Annotated in this window: 18 protein-coding genes; 13 read left to right on the top strand and 5 right to left on the bottom strand. The window is 55.2% G+C overall.

The genetic code is table 11. The features are described 5' to 3' along the window. From sapD to pspF, 5 genes are all read right to left on the bottom strand, one after another. Window positions 1-993, bottom strand: coding sequence for a putrescine export ABC transporter ATP-binding protein SapD (gene sapD / locus ACMGGH_RS18185; RefSeq protein ID WP_028013384.1), 993 nt, complete (start codon window positions 991-993; stop codon window positions 1-3). Continuing rightward, window positions 993-1,883 (bottom strand): putrescine export ABC transporter permease SapC, encoded by an 891-nt coding sequence (sapC, locus tag ACMGGH_RS18180; protein WP_028013383.1) that lies wholly within the window; start codon window positions 1,881-1,883, stop codon window positions 993-995. The genes sapD and sapC overlap by 1 nt, the downstream gene beginning before the upstream one ends. Beyond that, window positions 1,870-2,835, bottom strand: a complete 966-nt coding sequence (gene sapB / locus ACMGGH_RS18175; RefSeq protein WP_041909670.1) for a putrescine export ABC transporter permease SapB — start codon at window positions 2,833-2,835, stop codon at window positions 1,870-1,872. The genes sapC and sapB overlap by 14 nt, the downstream gene beginning before the upstream one ends. Beyond that, window positions 2,832-4,472 carry an ABC transporter substrate-binding protein SapA gene (gene sapA, locus ACMGGH_RS18170; protein ID WP_028013381.1) on the bottom strand — a complete coding sequence of 547 codons (1,641 nt, stop codon included), beginning with the start codon at window positions 4,470-4,472 and terminating at the stop codon, window positions 2,832-2,834. Before sapA ends, sapB begins: the two co-directional genes overlap by 4 nt. Before the next feature lie 88 nt (window positions 4,473-4,560). Then, complete coding sequence (pspF, locus tag ACMGGH_RS18165; RefSeq protein WP_232928243.1) at window positions 4,561-5,553, bottom strand: phage shock protein operon transcriptional activator; 993 nt, start codon at window positions 5,551-5,553, stop codon at window positions 4,561-4,563. A gap of 151 nt (window positions 5,554-5,704) precedes the next feature. On the opposite strand from pspF, the gene pspA reads away from it, so the two are divergent. The 13 genes from pspA to pgmB all read left to right on the top strand — a co-directional run bounded on the left by pspA (window position 5,705) and on the right by pgmB (window position 18,054). Then, entirely contained in the window at window positions 5,705-6,373 is a 669-nt protein-coding gene (pspA, locus tag ACMGGH_RS18160) for a phage shock protein PspA (RefSeq protein ID WP_028013379.1), read from the top strand. Window positions 6,374-6,426: 53 nt separating this feature from the next. Next, complete coding sequence (pspB, locus tag ACMGGH_RS18155) at window positions 6,427-6,651, top strand: envelope stress response membrane protein PspB (RefSeq protein WP_028013378.1); 225 nt, start codon at window positions 6,427-6,429, stop codon at window positions 6,649-6,651. Beyond that, on the top strand, window positions 6,651-7,010 hold the full coding sequence (pspC, locus tag ACMGGH_RS18150; RefSeq protein ID WP_028013377.1) for an envelope stress response membrane protein PspC: 360 nt from the start codon (window positions 6,651-6,653) through the stop codon (window positions 7,008-7,010). The genes pspB and pspC overlap by 1 nt, the downstream gene beginning before the upstream one ends. A 12-nt stretch (window positions 7,011-7,022) precedes the next feature. Beyond that, entirely contained in the window at window positions 7,023-7,247 is a 225-nt protein-coding gene (gene pspD / locus ACMGGH_RS18145; RefSeq protein WP_028013376.1) for a phage shock protein PspD, read from the top strand. Window positions 7,248-7,431: 184 nt separating this feature from the next. Continuing rightward, window positions 7,432-9,129 (top strand): sugar phosphorylase, encoded by a 1,698-nt coding sequence (locus ACMGGH_RS18140; protein ID WP_232948335.1) that lies wholly within the window; start codon window positions 7,432-7,434, stop codon window positions 9,127-9,129. 13 nt (window positions 9,130-9,142) lie between these two features. Next, window positions 9,143-10,435 (top strand): ABC transporter substrate-binding protein, encoded by a 1,293-nt coding sequence (locus ACMGGH_RS18135; protein ID WP_047368688.1) that lies wholly within the window; start codon window positions 9,143-9,145, stop codon window positions 10,433-10,435. Between the two features lie 22 nt (window positions 10,436-10,457). After that, the gene (locus tag ACMGGH_RS18130; protein WP_028013373.1) at window positions 10,458-11,339 is read left to right on the top strand and encodes a carbohydrate ABC transporter permease; all 882 of its coding nucleotides are present in this window, start codon (window positions 10,458-10,460) and stop codon (window positions 11,337-11,339) included. Next, window positions 11,326-12,168 carry a carbohydrate ABC transporter permease gene (locus ACMGGH_RS18125; protein WP_028013372.1) on the top strand — a complete coding sequence of 281 codons (843 nt, stop codon included), beginning with the start codon at window positions 11,326-11,328 and terminating at the stop codon, window positions 12,166-12,168. The genes ACMGGH_RS18130 and ACMGGH_RS18125 overlap by 14 nt, the downstream gene beginning before the upstream one ends. 29 nt (window positions 12,169-12,197) lie before the next feature. Next, a complete protein-coding gene (locus ACMGGH_RS18120; RefSeq protein ID WP_232948334.1) occupies window positions 12,198-13,250 on the top strand; it encodes a zinc-dependent alcohol dehydrogenase in 1,053 nt (350 codons plus the stop codon). Window positions 13,251-13,267: 17 nt separating this feature from the next. Next, complete coding sequence (locus ACMGGH_RS18115) at window positions 13,268-14,056, top strand: sugar phosphate isomerase/epimerase family protein (protein ID WP_232948333.1); 789 nt, start codon at window positions 13,268-13,270, stop codon at window positions 14,054-14,056. Window positions 14,057-14,067: 11 nt separating this feature from the next. Continuing rightward, window positions 14,068-15,126 (top strand): Gfo/Idh/MocA family protein, encoded by a 1,059-nt coding sequence (locus ACMGGH_RS18110; RefSeq protein WP_232948332.1) that lies wholly within the window; start codon window positions 14,068-14,070, stop codon window positions 15,124-15,126. After that, a complete protein-coding gene (locus ACMGGH_RS18105; RefSeq protein ID WP_232948331.1) occupies window positions 15,120-17,399 on the top strand; it encodes a glycoside hydrolase family 65 protein in 2,280 nt (759 codons plus the stop codon). The genes ACMGGH_RS18110 and ACMGGH_RS18105 overlap by 7 nt, the downstream gene beginning before the upstream one ends. Continuing rightward, window positions 17,389-18,054, top strand: a complete 666-nt coding sequence (gene pgmB / locus ACMGGH_RS18100; RefSeq protein WP_232948330.1) for a beta-phosphoglucomutase — start codon at window positions 17,389-17,391, stop codon at window positions 18,052-18,054. Before ACMGGH_RS18105 ends, pgmB begins: the two co-directional genes overlap by 11 nt. Window positions 18,055-18,062 lie beyond the last annotated feature (8 nt).

Here is an 18,062-nt window from a genome sequence, read left to right as displayed (position 1 = left end):
TCACTCTCTCTCCATGTTCAGCGGGAAATGACAGGCGTAAAGATGATTTTTGGCGCCGGTCAGGCGCGGCGTTTCGATACATTTACGCTGAGCATACGGACAACGCGGCCCCAGACGACAGCCTATCGGCAACGATTCCAGCAGCGGAATCGCTCCGGGCAGGGTATTCAGACGGCTCTTGTGCGGCATGGCGCTGCCAAAATCAGGAATGGCGCGGATAAGCGCCTGCGTATATGGATGGTGCGGCGCGGCGATCAGCTCCTCGCTCGGGGCAGTTTCGACCGTTTGCCCGCAGTACATCACGTCAATTTTATCCGCCCATTTGCTGAGCATTTGCAGGTCATGGCTGATCAGCAAAATGGTGGTGTTATTGTTCTGGTTCAGGCGCGACAGCAGGCGGAAAATTTGTGCCTGGGTGGTCGGCTCCATCGCGTTGGTGGGTTCATCCGCAATCAGCAAACGCGGCTGATTAGCCAGGGCGATGGCGATCATCACCTTCTGGCATTCACCGTCGGTCAGCTCATACGGGAAGCTGCGCATCGCGTCTTTATGGTCTTTGATCCCGACGCGGTGTAATAGCTCAATGGCGCGGCGCTTGCGCCAGCCGAAACGCTGCCACCAGCGGCCTTTATAGGTCCAGCCGGGGATGTTCTGCATCAGCTGTTTGCCTACGCGCTCGGACGGATCGAGGCAGGACTGTGGCTCCTGGAAAATCATCGAGACGTTATGGCCGACCAGCTTGCGACGCTCGCGCGGAGAGAGGCGCAGCAGGTCTATATCGTCGAACCGCATGCGGTCGGCGGTCACGCGCCAGTTGTCTTTCGCCACGCCGCAGATCGCTTTGGCGATCAGGCTTTTTCCCGAACCAGATTCACCCACCAGCCCGCGAATCTCGCCCTCGGCGAGAGTAATGCTGATGCGATCGACGGCTTTAACCCAGCCTTCACCGGTTTTGAATTCAATGGTGAGGTTGCGAATATCAAGAAGCGGCATTATTGCACCCCCGCGTTAATTGCACGGCGAATACCGTCGCCCAGCAGGTTGATCAGCAACACGCTTACCATAATCGCCGCCCCCGGCAGCATAACCGTCCACGGCGCCACGTAGATCAACTCCAGCGCGTCACCGAGCATCGCACCCCATTCAGGGGACGGCAGCTGCGCACCGAGGTCGAGGAACCCGAGCGCAGCGATGTCCAGGATCGCCATCGACAGCGCGCGGGTGATCTCGGTGACCAGCCCGGCGGCGATGTTTGGCAGAACGGCAAACCACAAAATATTGAAGGTCGTCGCGCCGTCCAGACGGGCCGCAACGACATACTCTTTTTCCAGCTCGTCATGCACCATGCTGTAAACCGAGCGCACGATGCGGGGGAGGATAGCCAGCCAGACGGCGAACATGGCATGCGACAGATGCGGACCGGCAAAGGCAACCACAATGATTGCCAGCAGCAGAGACGGAATCGACAGCAGCGTGTCCAGAATGTGGTTCAGCACCGCCGAGCGCAGGCCATGCGTGGAGCCCGCGAATATACCGAGCGCCAGTCCACAGAGCGTCGCCGCGAGCGTCACGACAAACGCGCCGCCCACCGTCGGGGCAGCCCCGCTTAACAGACGGCTCAATACGTCGCGTCCGAGATCGTCAGTGCCGAGGAAGAATGAGACTTCGCCGTAGCGTGACCAGGAAGGCGGCAGCAGCTGATAGCCAAGGAACTGCTGATCGATGCCATAAGGCGCAAACCACGAACCAAAGAGGCAAAGCAATACCAGACCGGCGCAGCCATAAAGGCCGATCATTGCCGTGGTGTCACCATAGAACTTTCGCCACACGGTACGCAGCGCACCAGGCGTGCGCTTTTCACTGTAAACGTTATCGTAAGGCATACCATTCCTTATGCTTCAATGGGTTAGCCATCGCACCCAAAATATCGGACAACACGTTAACAATAATGACCAGCGAACCAATCACCATCACACCCGCTGAGATAGCAGCATAATCCTGCTGACGGATGGCGTTAATCAGCCAGCGTCCCAGCCCGGGCCAGCTAAAGACCATCTCGGTGATCATGGCCAGCGTAAGCATGGTGGAAAACTGCAGCCCCAGGCGCGGAATTACCGGCGGCAGAGCGTTGTGCAGGACGTTGCGGCGCAATATGGTCAGGCGCGACAATCCGCGCGTGGCGGCAGCTTTGACATAGTTCTGCTCAAACACCTCGATGGTGCTCAGGCGCATCAGGCGGATCACCTCGGTTGTCGGCGCAACCGCCAGCGTCAGCACCGGCAGTACCATATGACGTAGGGCACTGACGATCATCTCATGGCGCCAGACGGAATCGGACAGCCAGGCGTCAATGATGGCAAAACCCGTTACCGTTTTAACCGTATAGAGCAGGTCAAAACGGCCAGAGACCGGTAGCCAACCCATCGTCAGCGAGAAGAACAGCGTCAGCAGCAGCGCCAGCCAGAATACCGGGATAGAGAAGCCGAGCAGGGCAAGGGCGCTGATAAACTTATCCTGCCATTTGTTGCGGTAGATCCCGGCCAGCATGCCCACGGGAATACCTACCATCAGGGCAAAGCCGAAGGCCAGAATGCACAGCTCCATCGTGGCCGGGAACACCTCCTTCAGCTGCTCGGAGATAAGCTGCCCGTTGATGCTCGACACGCCGAAATCCCAGTGCAGCAGACCGTTAAACCAGAACAGCCAGGCATCCCACAGCGATGAGCCCTGTAGCGGGGCATGCGGCGTGAAATAGCTCAGGCTGAAGCCGACAAAGTTCAGGAAAAAGAGCGTCACCAGCAGTAAAAGGAGCCGACGCAAGGTAAAAATAATCATGGTTTTTTCACCTCTTGTTCTTTTTCACGCGATACGCCGGCGAACGAGGCGTTGCCGAACGGGCTCAGCACCAGGCCTTTAATATCATAGCGGTAGGCCTGAAGGCGCAGGGAAGAGGCCAGCGGAAGCACCGGCAGTTCCTGAGCGAGTATCTTTTGCGCTTCATCGTAAGCGTCAATGCGCGAGGCCAGCTGTTGGGAAGAGAGCGCTTTTTGCAGCACGGCGTCGAACTCCCGGTTACACCAGTGGGCGTAGTTGGTCTGCGAATTTATCGCAGCACAGCTCAGCAGCGGCCGGAAGAAGCTATCCGGATCGTTACTGTCGGTAGCCCAGCCTGTCAGGGTGAGGTCGTGATTCATATCCATCAGGCGCGCCTCCTGGAAACGGCCCTCAACCGGTACGATGATCACCTTGACGCCCACCTGCGCCATATCCGCCTGCAGCAGTTCAGCGGTTTTCAGCGGGCTCGGGTTCCACGCCTGGGAGCTGGTGGGCACCCAAAGCTGGAGCGTCAGGTTTTCCGCGCCCAGCGCTTTCAGTTGTTCACGCGCTTTTGCCGGATTGTATTCCGTAATTTTAGCCTCACCGTCGTAGGCCCACGAGGCGCGCGGTAAAATTGAGGCGGCGGTTTCCGCCGTGCCGTAGTAGATCGACTGCATCAGACGCTGGTTGTTGATCGCCAGCGCCAGAGCGTGACGTACGGCAGGGTTGTTCAGCGGCGGCTTATCGGTGTTAAAGGCCAGATAAGCGATGTTCATCCCCGGGCGTAACGTCAGACGCAGACGCGGATCGTCGCGCAAAATGGTGAGCTGGCTGGCAGCGGGCCAGGCGAGCACGTCGCATTCCCCGGTGAGCAGTTTCGAGAGCCGTCCCGTTCCGCCAGACCCGAGATCGACCACCACCTGCGGCATCAGCGGCGTACCGCGCCAGAAATGTTCGTGGCGCTGCAGGCGAATATATTGCCCCGCGCGGTATTCGGCCAACTGGAATGGACCGGTACCCACCGGCTGGCGGTCGAGCAGCTCCTGACGATCTTTTTTCGTCAGCTTCGCCGCGTATTCGGCGGACATAACGGACGCATAGTGGGTCGCCAGGTGCCAGAGGAAGGAGGCATCCGGGCGCGTCAGCGTAAATTCAACCGTCCGGCTATCCAGCTTGCGCACGCTTTTAACGGTGTCGGCAAACTGCAGGCTGTCGAAATAGGGGAAATTATCCCCGTTAACGTTATGCCACGGGTGGTTACGGTTAAAGATACGCTGGAAGGTGAAGACCACGTCATCCGCGTTCAGCTTGCGCGTAGGGGTAAACCACGGCGTACGCTGAAACGCGACATCATCGCGCAGGCGAAAACGGTAGGTTGCACCGTTATCCAGGACTTCCCAGCTTTCCGCAAGTTCAGGCACCAGGCGATAGGTGTACGGGTCGACATCAAGCAGACGGTCGTACAGCTGCGCGGCGAGCGTATCCACAATCAGGCCGCTGCCCGCTTTTTGCGGGTTGAAGGTGTCCACCTGGCCACTTACGCAATAGACGAAGCCGCTGTCACGAATGTCAGGCTGCGTTGACTGCCCGGGCGCAGCAAACGCCAGGCCGCTGAACAGACCGAGTGCAAAAAAGGACGATAAAACCAGACGCATAATTTTTAAGGTTTTTAGGTTCGATCTGCAAAGTGTATCGCACTTACGCCTGCTTCGTAAAAATGTCTGCGGGTAAGTGCCGATATTGTCAGCGCATTTGATGTTTTTTAAGCAATGCCCGTAACTGATGGTAGGTCAGGCCCAGGAGTTCGGCCGCGCGTTTCTGGTTATATTTCGCCGCCTTCAGGCTTTGCTCCAGCAGCTGTTGCTCCTGCTTGTGCTGGAACTGGCGCAAATCAAGGGGCAGCGCGGGAGTATCGCCTGACGATGACGGGGAGGAAACCGGCGGCGCATTGCGCTGAAAAGGATCGATAATGATATTGTCCAGCTCTGTCTCGCTGCTGCCGTGGCGGTAAACAGAACGCTCCACAACGTTCTTCAGTTCGCGGATATTTCCCGGCCAGCGGTAGGCCAGAAGCGTCTCCCGCGCATGATCGCTGAAGCCGGGGAAAAGAGGGAGACCGAGCTCGCGGCACATCTGAATCGCAAATTGTTGAGCAAGCAGCATGATGTCGCTTCTCCTGTCGCGCAGGGGCGGAAGCTGAACGACGTCAAAGGCCAGGCGGTCAAGCAGATCGGCACGGAATTTCTCCTCCGCGACCATATCCGGCAGATTGGCGTTGGTGGCGCAGACCAGGCGCACATTAACCTGCAGCGGCTGGCTGCCGCCGACGCGCTCCAGTTCACCATACTCAATCACGCGCAGCAGCTTTTCCTGCACCAGCATCGGCGCGGTGGCGAGTTCATCAAGGAACAGGGTGCCGCCGTCGGCGCGCTCAAAACGTCCCGGATGGCGCTTCTGAGCGCCGGTAAACGCGCCCGCCTCGTGGCCGAACAGCTCGGTATCGAGCAGGTTTTCATTCAGCGCCGCACAGTTTAGAGAAATGAAGGGGCCGTCCCAGCGTCCGGATAAATAGTGCAGACGGTTAGCAATCAGTTCCTTACCCGTGCCGCGCTCGCCGATAATCAGCACCGGTTTGTTGAGCGGCGCAAGGCGAGAGACCTGTTCCAGCACCTCAAGAAAGCTGTTGGCTTCGCCGAGTAAGTTATCTTTGTATTGAGCCATGATGAAATTAACCACTCCTTAGCGATATTCACCAGGTCAGCATAGTTCTGTGATGAATAAAAATCAATCACATCGTGTAAAATCAATAAGATAAAAAACTGGCACGGGAATTGTATTATCAGTACAGCAGGGCATAGCCCGATAACAGAACTATGAGGATTTGATTATGGGTATTTTTTCTCGTTTTGCCGACATCGTGAACGCCAACATCAACTCACTGCTGGAGAAAGCAGAAGATCCGCAGAAGCTGGTGCGCCTGATGATTCAGGAGATGGAAGACACGCTGGTTGAAGTGCGTTCTACCTCCGCCCGTGCGCTGGCTGAGAAAAAACAGTTAACGCGCCGTATTGAGCAGGCCACCGCTCAGCTCAATGAATGGCAGGAAAAGGCGGAACTCGCCCTGCGCAAAGATAAAGAAGATCTTGCTCGCGCAGCGTTAATTGAAAAGCAGAAGCTGGCGGACATGATCGCTACGCTGGAGCATGAAGTCACGCTGGTGGAAGACACGCTCACCCGCATGAAAAAAGAGATTGGTGAGCTCGAAAATAAACTGAGCGAAACCCGCGCACGTCAGCAGGCGCTGACCCTGCGTCATCAGGCGGCAAGCTCTTCCCGCGACGTGCGTCGTCAGCTGGACAGTGGCAAGCTGGATGAGGCCATGGCGCGTTTTGAGTCATTCGAGCGTCGTATCGACCAGATGGAAGCGGAAGCAGAGAGCCACGGCATCGGTAAGCAAAAGTCGCTGGATCAACAGTTTGCCGATCTGAAAGCGGACGATGAAATCAGCGAGCAGCTGGCGGCATTGAAAGCCAAAATGAAGCAAGATAACCAATAATAATGTTGCGGCACCTGAGCGTGCCGCTAAGCATCCGACGACAAGGAGTACACATGAGCGCGCTTTTCCTGGCCATTCCCCTGACGATTTTCGTGCTGTTTGTTTTGCCGATTTGGCTATGGCTGCACTACAGCAACCGTTCTTCAGGGAACGATTTATCCCAGAGTGAACAACAACGTCTTGCGCAGCTTACCGACCAGGCTAACAAGATGCGCGATCGCATTCAGGCGCTGGAAGCAATCCTGGATGCAGAACATCCTAACTGGAGGGACCGTTAATGTCAGGACTGAATCTGAACAAAAAATTGTGGCGAATTCCACAGCAGGGCATGGTGCGCGGCGTTTGCGCCGGGCTGGCCCATTATCTCGACGTTCCGGTAAAGCTGGTTCGTGTGGTCACGGTGCTGTCGATATTTTTCGGCCTGGCGTTTATCACTTTCGTGGCCTACATCGTGCTGTCGTTTGTACTTGACCCGATGCCGGAAGGCGAACTGGCTGCGGAAGGCGCGCCTACCAGTAACGATCTTCTCAATGCGGTTGACGATCGGCTGGCTGAAGGGGAGAAGCGGTTACGTGAAATGGAACGCTATGTCACATCCGATACCTTTACGCTGAGAAGTCGTTTTCGTCAGCTTTAAGAGAGAATATACATGAAGAAAAACTGGCAACAGGCCGGTCAGAAGGTAAAACCCGGCCTGAAAATCGCAGGTAAACTGGTTCTGATGACGGCGTTACGTTACGGCCCGGCAGGTGTGGCGGGCTGGGCGATCAAATCTGTTGCCCGCAAGCCGGTCAGAATGTTGCTGGCCGTGGCGCTTGAACCTCTGTTGCAAAAAGCGGCAAAGCGGCTGTCACGCCGCTACTTATCCCGATAATTCACGCTCGCGTTAGCCCTTTCTCTCCCCGGAAGGGCTAACGACATTTCATCCCTTTCCCTCACTTTCTTTGCGGCAGCTCACATTACTGCACAGAGCAGCTTTGTAATTGCGTTTTTCAGCCTCCCGGTTCGTTGACAGATATTTTTCAGGGGAGTAGATTGCCTTTCGTGGGACCGCTACCATGGAAAATAATGTGAACGCAAAAATTAAAAAACTTATCAATCATATTTACGGTGAATCATTTTCTGAAGCACATTTTAAAGTGTTATTAACAAAGCTTGAACAAGCTGCTGTTGATATTACAGAAAAGCGTAAATCAGGCTGGGATGAAAAAGATGTCGTTCTGATCACCTACGCCGATCAGTTCTCCGCGAAAGGGGAGAAAGCGTTGCCGGTATTTACCCGCTTTTATAATGAGTGGCTTGCTCGCACGTTTTCCCATGTCCACCTTTTACCTTTTTATCCGTGGTCCTCTGATGACGGATTTTCCGTTATTGATTACCACAACGTTGCGCCTGAAACCGGGACCTGGCAAGACGTTGCTGATTTAAAACAGTCTGCCAGCTTAATGTTTGATTTCGTCTGCAACCATATGTCAGCAAAAAGTGAATGGTTTGCTAATTATCTTGCGCAGAAACCTGGCTACGAAGATTTCTTTATTGCTGTCGATCCAGAAACTGATTTATCTGCGGTGACGCGTCCTCGCGCATTACCGTTGCTGACGCCGTTTACGCTGCATGATGGCAGCGTGCGTCATCTTTGGACCACCTTCAGCGATGACCAGATCGATCTTAACTTCGCCTCGCCTCAGGTGCTGATTGCGATGGTTGACGTGCTGCTCCATTACCTGGCGGAAGGGGCGCGTTATATCCGTCTGGACGCCGTCGGGTTTATGTGGAAGATCCCTGGAACAAGCTGCATCCATCTGGAACAGACTCACTGCCTTATCCAGCTTTTCCGTGCTATTACCGAGGCCGTGGCGCCGGGTACCGTGATCATTACTGAGACGAACGTCCCGCATAAGGACAATATCTCTTATTTCGGTGACGGTGAAAATGAAGCCCAGATGGTCTACCAGTTCTCCTTGCCGCCGCTGGTGCTGCATGCAGTGCACCGTCAGGATGTTAACGCTCTCTGTCAGTGGGCGGGATCGCTGGCGCTGCCTTCAACAAAAACGACCTGGTTCAATTTCCTGGCGTCTCATGACGGTATCGGTCTGAACCCACTGCGCGGCATTCTGCCGGAATCAGAAATCCTCGCACTGGTTAAGAAACTTCAGCAGGAAGGGGCGCTGGTCAACTGGAAAAATAATCCTGACGGTACGCGCAGTCCTTACGAAATTAATGTGACCTATCTTGACGCCTTAAGCGCGCAAAACAGTTCAGATGATGAACGCATTGCGCGCTTTATTCTGGCGCATGCGGTGCTGTTAAGTTTCCCAGGTGTACCTGCCGTGTATATTCAAAGTATTCTTGGCTCCCGTAACGATTATGAAGGGGTCGAGCGCCTCGGCTATAACCGCGCGATAAACCGCAAGAAATATACCGCAGGTCAGGTTGATCTCGAACTTAATAATAAAAATAGCATTCGTCATGAAATTTATTCCCGTTTAAGCGAGTTTATTGCGATTCGTCGTGGGGAAAGTGCGTTTCACCCTGATGCCCAGGCATTTTTTGAATCACTGGATGAACAAATTCTTAAAATTGTTCGCGTGGCTGAAAACGGTGAGAGAATTACAGCCCTGTTTAATTTTAGTAATAACGTTCATACCGTTTATGGGGACACGCTTACTGGTATGGAATTACTATCAGGACAAGCTGTTAGCGGTAAAGAGCTGACCCTCAATCCATGGCAGGTTATGTGGATTAAAGAAAACTAAAAAGGACCCTAAAATGAAAATGCCCAAAATTGTGCTGTTATCAGCACTGGTTTCGTGCGCCCTGTTATCAGGCTGTAAAGATGATAAAGCGTCTGCTGTGACCATTGAGTTCATGCACTCGTCAGTAGAGCAGGAGCGCCAGGCGGTTATTACGAAACTGATCGAAAAATTCGAGAAAGAAAACCCCGGCATTACGGTGAAGCAGGTACCGGTGGAAGAAGATGCCTACAACACCAAAGTGATTACGCTCGCCAGAACGGGCGCGCTGCCTGAAGTGATTGAAGTCAGCCATGATTACGCGAAAGTCATGGATAAGGAACAACTGCTGGATCGCAAGGCGATCGGTGAAGCCATTGAAGCGGTAGGCGAAAAGACCTTCTATGACGGGATCCTGCGCGTTGTGCGTACTGAAGACGGCACAGCCTGGACGGGGGTGCCGATGAGCGCCTGGCTGTCCGGCGTCTGGTATCACAAAGATGTGCTTGCCGCTGCGGGTATTCAGGAACCGCATAACTGGGAACAGCTGCTGAAAGCCAGCCAGAAGCTTAACGACCCGGCCAACAAACATTACGGTATTGCGCTGCCCACCGCGGAAAGCGTCATGACCGAGCAGGCGTTCTCCCAGTTTGCGCTTTCCGGCGGCGCGAACGTTTTTGATGCCAACGGAAACGTTGAAATTGACACCCCTGAAATGGCAAAAGCGCTGGCGTTCTATAAAGCGCTGGCCGCGACCACCATGCCGGGCTCGAACGATGTCATGGAGATCAAAGATGCCTTCATGAACGGTTCTGCACCGATGGCCGTCTATTCCACCTACATCCTGCCGGCGGTATTCCAGGATGGTAACCCTGCCAACCTTGGCTTCGTTGTCCCGACAGAAAAGTCCTCTGCCGTTTATGGCATGGTCACCTCGTTGACGATCACCAGCGGACAAACCGAAGAAGAAACGCAAGCGGCTGAAAAGTTTGTGACGTGGATGGAGCAGGCTCAAAACGCAACCGACTGGGTCATGATGTCGCCGGGCGCGGCGCTGCCGGTGAACACGCTGGTCGTAGGAACGGATACCTGGAAAAACAACGAGGTGATTAAAGCGTTTGGGCAACTGCCTTATGAACTGATCGCCCAATTCCCGAACGTACAGGTGTTTGGTGCTGTCGGCGACAAAAACTTCACGCGCATGGGCGATGTGACAGGGTCCGGCATTATCAGCTCCATGGTGCATAACGTCACCGTGGGTAAACAAGATCTCAGCGCAACGCTTAGCAAGAGCCAGACGCGACTGACTGACCTGATTTCACAACGATAGGAGCGCTCTGCGGAAGGAAATTATGAAGACGTTGTTTTCTGGTCGTTCAGATATGCCTTTCGCCATGCTGCTGTTGGCCCCCAGCCTGATTTTGCTGGGGGGCCTGGTGGCCTGGCCAATGATTTCCAATATTGAAATCAGTTTCTTACGCCTGCCGCTTAACCCGCGTATTGATGCGGTGTTTGTTGGCCTGGATAACTACATCCGCATTCTGGGGGATGCTGCGTTCTGGCACTCGCTGTGGATGACGTTCTGGTATACGGCGCTGGTCGTGCTCGGCAGCACCGGGCTGGGGCTTGCCGTAGCCATCTTCTTTAACCGTGAGTTTCGTCTCCGGAAGACGGCGCGTTCGCTGGTGATTTTATCCTACGTGACGCCCTCTATTTCCCTGGTATTTGCCTGGAAATACATGTTCAACAACGGCTACGGCATTGTGAACTATCTGGGCGTCGATCTGCTGCATCTGTATGACCAGGCGCCGCTCTGGTTCGATAACCCTGGCAGCAGCTTCGTGCTGGTGGTGCTGTTCGCCATCTGGCGCTACTTCCCGTATGCCTTTATCTCATTCCTGGCAATTTTACAGACCATTGATAAATCGCTGTATGAAGCGGCAGAGATGGACGGAGCCAACGCCTGGCAGCGTTTCCGTATAGTCACGTTGCCCGCCATCATGCCTGTACTGGCAACGGTGGTGACGCTACGAACCATCTGGATGTTCTACATGTTTGCGGATGTTTATCTGCTGACCACGAAGGTCGATATTCTGGGCGTGTATCTCTATAAAACTGCCTTTGCATTCAACGATCTGGGCAAAGCAGCCGCCATTTCTGTTGTGCTGTTTGTGATCATCTTCGCCGTCATTCTGCTGACCAGAAAAAGGGTAAACCTCAATGGCAACAAATAAACGCATACTGGGCCGTATTGGTTTCTATCTGGGGCTGGCGGTATTTCTGATTATCACGCTGTTCCCGTTCTTCGTGATGCTGATGACGTCATTCAAGAGCGCGAAAGAGGCCATATCGCTGAATCCGACTATTCTGCCGCAGGCGTGGACGCTTCAGCATTACGTTGACATCTTTAACCCGCTAATTTTCCCGTTCGTGGATTACTTCCGCAACAGCATGGTGGTGTCGCTGACGTCATCGGTAATTGCGGTGTTTCTCGGCACGCTGGGCGCTTACGCCTTGTCCAAGCTGCGTTTTAAAGGACGCGCGACGATCAACGCGAGCTTCTACACCGTCTATATGTTCTCCGGGATTTTGCTGGTGGTGCCGCTGTTCAAAATCATCACCGCGCTCGGCATTTACGACACTGAACTGGCGCTGATCATCACCATGGTGACCCAGACGTTGCCTACGGCGGTATTCATGCTGCGCAGCTATTTCGACACCATTCCGGACGAAATAGAAGAGGCCGCGATGATGGATGGTCTGAACCGCCTGCAAATCATCTTCCGCATTACCGTGCCGCTGGCCATTTCCGGTCTCGTGTCGGTGTTTGTTTACTGCTTCATGGTGGCATGGAACGACTACCTGTTTGCCTCTATTTTCCTGTCCAGCGCCAGCAACTTTACCCTGCCGGTCGGGCTGAACACGCTCTTTAGTACGCCAGATTATATCTGGGGTCGCATGATGGCGGCATCGCTGGTGACGGCGCTTCCGGTGGTCATCATGTACGCACTCTCTGAACGTTTTATTAAAAGTGGTTTGACCGCCGGTGGCGTCAAGGGCTAAGGCGGCCAATTTTTTATCAGGAGCAAGTTATGAAGAAGTTAGTTGCGACAGCGCCACGCGTAGCGGCGCTGGTGGAGTATGAAGACCGTGCTGTAGAAGCATATGAAGTGAAAATTCGCGCCCGCTTTGGCGCCCCGAAGCACGGAACGGAAGTCGTGGATTTCCGCGCGGCAAGCCCGTTTATTGATGAAGAGTTCAACGCAGAGTGGCAGATGTTCACGCCGCGTGAAGAGGGCGCTGCGCGCGGTATCGAATTCGGTAAGTTCCAGCTGGGCAACATGATCGTTGGCGACATTATTGAATGCGGTGCAGACGTAACGGAATACCAGATCGGCGACAGCGTCTGCTGCTACGGCCCGCTGCAGGAGACGGTCATCGTTAACGCGGTGAACAACTATAAGCTGCGTAAAATGCCGCAGGGCGCGTCCTGGAAGAATGCCGTTTGCTACGATCCGGCGCAGTTCGCCATGAGCGGCGTGCGTGATGCCAACGTCCGTGTGGGTGACTTTGTTGTCGTGGTCGGTCTGGGAGCCATCGGACAAATTGCGATTCAGCTGGCGAAAAAAGCCGGTGCGTCAGTGGTTATCGGCGTTGATCCGATTGAACACCGCTGTGAGATCGCTCGCCGTCACGGCGCGGACCACTGCCTGAATCCAATCGGTACCGATGTCGGTCTGGAAATCAAAAAGCTGACCGGCAAGCAGGGCGCGGACGTGATCATCGAAACCAGCGGCTTTGCAGATGCACTGCAGTCCGCGCTGCGCGGGCTCGCCTACGGCGGCACCATCTCCTACGTGGCTTTCGCCAAACCTTTTGCAGCGGGCTTCAACCTGGGCCGCGAAGCGCACTTCAACAACGCGAAGATTGTCTTCTCCCGCGCCTGCAGTGAACCGAACCCGGACTATCCGCGCTGGAGCCGCAAGCGTATCGAAGAGACCTGCTGGGAATTGCTGATGAACGGTTATCTGAACTGTGAAGATCTGATCGACCCGGTCGTGACCTTCACCACCAGCCCGGAAAGCTATATGAAGTATGTCGATCAGCATCCGGAACTCAGTATCAAAATGGGCGTCACTTTTTAAGCTAAGGACAGCAAATCATGAAGATCGCAACACAAAACCAGGCCTTTTTCCCGACCAACATCATGGAAAAATTCGAGTACATCAAAGCGATGGGTTTTGATGGCTACGAAATTGACGGACGTCTGCTGGTGGAAAATCTCGATGAAGTGAAAGCCGCTATCAAAGCCACGGGCCTGCCGGTGACGACAGCATGTGGCGGGTACGATGGCTGGATCGGTGATTTCATCGAAGAACGCCGTCTGAACGGATTACAGCAGATCGAACGCATTCTGGAAGCGCTGGCGGAAGTGGGCGGAAAGGGCATTATCGTGCCTGCTGCCTGGGGCATGTTTACCTTCCGTCTGCCGCCAATGACCTCTCCACGCAGCCTGGACGGTGACCGCAAAGCCGTAAGCGCCTCGCTGCGCTGGCTGGATGAGGTGGCCGCGCGCACCGGCACCATCGTCTACCTGGAGCCGCTGAACCGCTACCAGGATCATATGATCAACACCCTGGCAGACGCGCGTCGTTATATCGAAGAGAACGGCCTGAAGCACGTGCAGATCATCGGTGATTTCTATCACATGAACATTGAAGAAGACTCGCTGGCGGACGCGCTGCATCAGAACCGCGATCTGCTGGGTCATGTTCACATTGCAGATAATCATCGCTATCAGCCGGGCAGCGGCAGCCTCGATTTCGCCAGCCTGTTCGGTCAGCTGCGTGCCGATAACTATCAGGGATACGTGGTGTATGAATGCCGTGTTCGCGCCGAGGATCCGGCTAAGGCTTATCAGGACTCTCTCACTTATTTGCGTGAATGCTAAGGATGACGAGCGTGATGAGTGCTTCTACACCTTCGCCTCTGCGCGTCGCCATTATTGGCGCCGGGCAGGTCGCGGACAAAGTGCATGCCTCGTATTACGCCACGCGCAGTGATGTTCAAATGGTGGCTGTCATGGACAGCCGCCTTGAGCAGGCACAGGCGTTCGCGGAACGTTATGCTATTCCATCGGCATGGCAGGACGCTCACGAGATGTTGCAGGCAGTAAAACCGGATGTGGTGAGCGTCTGTTCGCCCAACCGATTCCATTTTGAACACGTGATGGCGGCGCTCGAGGCGGGCTGCCATGTGATGTGTGAAAAGCCCCCGGCGATGACGCCGCAGCAGGCTGATGAGATGCGCATCGCGGCGCGCAAGGCAGGAAAAGTCCTGGCCTATGATTTTCACCATCGCTTTGCCCTGGATACCCAACTCCTGCGCGATGCGGTAATGAACGGAACGCTCGGTGAGGTTTACTTTACCTCAGCGCAGGCGCTGCGTCGCTGCGGTGTGCCGGGGTGGGGCGTTTTTACCAACAAATCGCTACAGGGCGGTGGACCGCTGATTGATATCGGCATTCATATGCTCGACGCCGCAATGTATGTCCTGGGTTTCCCGGCGGTCAATCGGGTGACTGCGCACAGCTTCCAGAGGCTGGGAAACCGTAAAAGCACCGGTCAGTTTGGCGAGTGGGATCCTGCGCAATTTACCGTGGAAGATGCGCTGTTTGGCACGATTGAATTCTGCAACGGCGGCATTTTGCGTCTGGACACCTCCTTTGCGCTTAACATTCGCGAGCAGTCAATCATGAACGTCTCTTTCTGCGGTGAAAAGGCGGGTGCAACGCTGTTCCCGGCGCACATCTACAATGACGAAGCCGGTGTTTTAGAAACCCTTACCCAGCGCGAAGAGGCGGACGATCAGCGCCATCTGCGCAGCATGGATGCTTTCGTACGTCACGTGCTGGGAGAGCCCGTGATGATTGCCGATGCAGAACAGGGACTGGTAATTCAGCAGCTTGTTGGCGCGCTTTATGAATCCGCAGAAACAGGGGAAAGCGTAACACTATGCTGAACGTCTCTGTATTAACCGATCCGGGCTTTTGTCCACACAGCCTGAATAAATACGCCTCCATCATGGCATGCGGCAATGGCTACATGGGTATTCGCGCCGCGCACGAAGAAGAGTACACCCAGCAGACCAGAGGCATGTATCTCGCTGGGCTGTATCATCGCGCGGGGCGCAACGAGACCACCGAGCTGGTCAATCTGCCGGATATCACCGGTATTGATGTAGAGCTGGACGGCGTCAATTTCACCCTCCTGGCTGGGGAAATTCTTGAGTGGCAGCGCGAGCTGGCCTTCGCTAACGGCGAACTGCATCGTAACGTTGTCTGGCGTTCGCCCGACGGCAAGCGCTATCGGCTGGAGAGTCGTCGTTTTGTGTCGCTGGACCAGTTGCCATTAGTGGCTATGCAGCTCGCGATCACGCCTCTTGATGCCGCCACGCATGCCGTGCTGAAAACCGGCATTGATGCGACGCAAACGAACAGCGGCAGACAGCATCTGGATGAACTCTCGGTCAGGGTCTTTGATCAGCACTATATGCAGGGGGTGTATGAAACGCAGGACCGGGCGTCGGAGGTTGTTGTTTCGGCGTTTTGCCAACTCTCCTCGAAAAGTGACAGCTGTTTCACCGCCAAAAATCGGCGTCTCAGCGTACATCATTCACTGACCATTGCTCAGGGTGACACTGTCACGCTTGAAAAGATCGTCTGGGTGACACATCGCAGCGATAAAGCGCTGTCACAGGAGTCTTTTGCGCGCAACGCGCTGGCCGATCTCAAAGTTTCTGCCGCAAGAGGTTACGACGCATTGCTTGAAAGCTCAGGGTATGCCTGGAAAGAGGTCTGGCGTGATGCCCGGGTGGAAGTGACTTCCGCAGAGCAACAGGATCAGATGGCGCTGGATTATGCGGTCTGGCACCTGACCACGATGACGCCTGCCCATGATGAGCGAAGTAGTATTGCCGCAAAAGGACTGACGGGCGAAGGGTACAAGGGGCACGTCTTCTGGGATACCGAAATTTTCCTGCTGCCTTTCCATCTGTTTACCCGCCCGCAGGTTGCCCGCAGCCTGCTGCGCTATCGCTGGCTTAATCTGGCTGGCGCACGGGAAAAAGCCCGTCGTAACGGCTGGCCGGGCGCGTTGTTCCCATGGGAAAGCGCCGCAAGCGGAGAGGAAGAGACGCCGGAGTTCGCGGCAATCAACATCCGCACCGGGGTACGTCAGAAGGTGGCTTCCGCACTTGCTGAGCATCACATCGTGGCTGATATTGCCTGGGCCGTCGTCGCTTACTGGCAGGCGACGCACGATGATGCCTTTATGCGTAACGAAGGCCTGACGCTGCTGATGGAAACGGCCTTGTTCTGGATGGGACGCGCCGCGGAAGTTAATGGTCGTCTGGAAATCCATGACGTGATCGGACCGGACGAATACACCGAGCACGTGAACAACAACGCTTACACCAACTATCTGGCCTGGCACAACGTTGCCTGCGCGCGCCAGTTCATGGCGATGTTTGGGCGTGAGGATGCGCGTTTTACGGAGAATGCCGCGCAGTTCCTGGCGCGCTTATGGCTACCGGAGGCCGATGCAGACGGTGTGATCCCGCAGGATGATACCTTCATGGCAAAACCTGCCATCGATCTGAGCCGCTACAAAGCCAAAGCGGGCAAGCAGACGATTCTGCTCGATTATTCCCGCGCGGAAGTGAACGAGATGCAGATCCTTAAGCAGGCCGATGTGGTGATGCTTAACTACCTGCTGCCAGAACGGTTTACGCCACGGCAATGCGCCGCCAATCTGGCGTTCTATGAGCCACGCACGATCCATGATTCGTCCCTGAGCAAGGCAATTCACGGGATTGTGCTCGCGCGCTGCGGTGACACGCAGGGGGCCTATGCCTTCTGGCGCGATGGCATCGCCATTGATTTGGGCGACGATCCGCACAGCAGCGATGAGGGCATTCATGCCGCGGCAACCGGTGCGATCTGGTCTGGTGCAATTCAGGGATTTGCTGGCCTGCAAATCATTGAAGGGGAACTGCATCTCGCGCCAAAACTGCCTGCTCACTGGCAGAAACTCGCTTTCCCGCTGCGGTGGCGGAACGCAGCAATGCACTTCACGTATGAAAACGAGGTGTTAACCATTGAAACCACGGCGCCTGCCACGCTGACGCTGTGGGGCAAAACGCTGCATGTATCGGAGCGAAAAGTTTGCACCTATAAGGACTTTTCTGTATCCGCATCTGGGACCGCTACCACGGAGGGGCGCCATGACGCTTAAGGCTGTTGTATTCGATTTGGACGGTGTGATCACCGATACCGCGCATCTCCACTTTCTGGCCTGGCGTGCCGTGGCGGAGGAAATTGGCATTACCTTCGACGAAGTGTTTAACGAACAGCTTAAGGGGATAAGCCGCATGGATTCCCTCCAGCGCATTCTGAAGCACGGCGGAAAAGAGAGGATGTTTAGCGAGGAGCAATGCCTGGCGCTTGCGACGAAAAAAAATGCGTTTTACGTCCAGTCGCTGGCATCACTGACGCAGGATTCTCTGCTGCCGGGGATCCGCGTCGTGCTGGCGGAGATCCGTGCCGCGAAGGTCAAGATTGGGCTGGCATCCGTATCGCTCAATGCCCCAGGGATTTTGCACGCGCTGGGCATTCATCAGGCCTTCGATTTTTGCGCTGATGCTTCCCGCATTTGCCGTTCAAAGCCGGACCCGGAGATCTTCCTTGCGGCCTGTGCGGGGCTGAACGTGCGTCCTGCAGAGGCGATTGGCATTGAAGATGCCGCTGCGGGTGTTGAAGCAATCAACGCCGCAGGAATGCTGTCGGTCGGGATTGGGCCTGGCCTTAACCATGCGGGATTACAACTTCATTCAACGCGGGAACTGACCTGGAAATGCCTGACAGAATTCTGGGCGTCCCGGGCGTATTGATAAGGAAT

The organism is Enterobacter sp. BNK-16, from assembly GCF_048684955.1.
Taxonomy (GTDB): Bacteria; Pseudomonadota; Gammaproteobacteria; order Enterobacterales; family Enterobacteriaceae; genus Enterobacter; species Enterobacter bugandensis.
This window is presented reverse-complemented; position numbering and strand designations above follow the sequence as displayed.

Excerpts from the sequence above, each read along its gene's own strand:
- ACMGGH_RS18130 (WP_028013373.1), top strand. The coding sequence starts at position 10,458 with ATGAAGACGTTGTTTTCTGGTCGTTCAGATATGCCTTTCGCCATGCTG.
- ACMGGH_RS18120 (WP_232948334.1), top strand. The coding sequence starts at position 12,198 with ATGAAGAAGTTAGTTGCGACAGCGCCACGCGTAGCGGCGCTGGTGGAG.
- pspD (WP_028013376.1), top strand. The coding sequence starts at position 7,023 with ATGAAGAAAAACTGGCAACAGGCCGGTCAGAAGGTAAAACCCGGCCTG.
- ACMGGH_RS18105 (WP_232948331.1), top strand. The coding sequence starts at position 15,120 with ATGCTGAACGTCTCTGTATTAACCGATCCGGGCTTTTGTCCACACAGC.
- sapA (WP_028013381.1), bottom strand. The coding sequence starts at position 4,472 with ATGCGTCTGGTTTTATCGTCCTTTTTTGCACTCGGTCTGTTCAGCGGC.
- ACMGGH_RS18125 (WP_028013372.1), top strand. The coding sequence starts at position 11,326 with ATGGCAACAAATAAACGCATACTGGGCCGTATTGGTTTCTATCTGGGG.
- ACMGGH_RS18140 (WP_232948335.1), top strand. The coding sequence starts at position 7,432 with ATGGAAAATAATGTGAACGCAAAAATTAAAAAACTTATCAATCATATT.
- sapD (WP_028013384.1), bottom strand. The coding sequence starts at position 993 with ATGCCGCTTCTTGATATTCGCAACCTCACCATTGAATTCAAAACCGGT.
- ACMGGH_RS18115 (WP_232948333.1), top strand. The coding sequence starts at position 13,268 with ATGAAGATCGCAACACAAAACCAGGCCTTTTTCCCGACCAACATCATG.
- pspC (WP_028013377.1), top strand. The coding sequence starts at position 6,651 with ATGTCAGGACTGAATCTGAACAAAAAATTGTGGCGAATTCCACAGCAG.
- sapB (WP_041909670.1), bottom strand. The coding sequence starts at position 2,835 with ATGATTATTTTTACCTTGCGTCGGCTCCTTTTACTGCTGGTGACGCTC.
- sapC (WP_028013383.1), bottom strand. The coding sequence starts at position 1,883 with ATGCCTTACGATAACGTTTACAGTGAAAAGCGCACGCCTGGTGCGCTG.
- pspB (WP_028013378.1), top strand. The coding sequence starts at position 6,427 with ATGAGCGCGCTTTTCCTGGCCATTCCCCTGACGATTTTCGTGCTGTTT.
- pgmB (WP_232948330.1), top strand. The coding sequence starts at position 17,389 with ATGACGCTTAAGGCTGTTGTATTCGATTTGGACGGTGTGATCACCGAT.
- ACMGGH_RS18135 (WP_047368688.1), top strand. The coding sequence starts at position 9,143 with ATGAAAATGCCCAAAATTGTGCTGTTATCAGCACTGGTTTCGTGCGCC.
- pspA (WP_028013379.1), top strand. The coding sequence starts at position 5,705 with ATGGGTATTTTTTCTCGTTTTGCCGACATCGTGAACGCCAACATCAAC.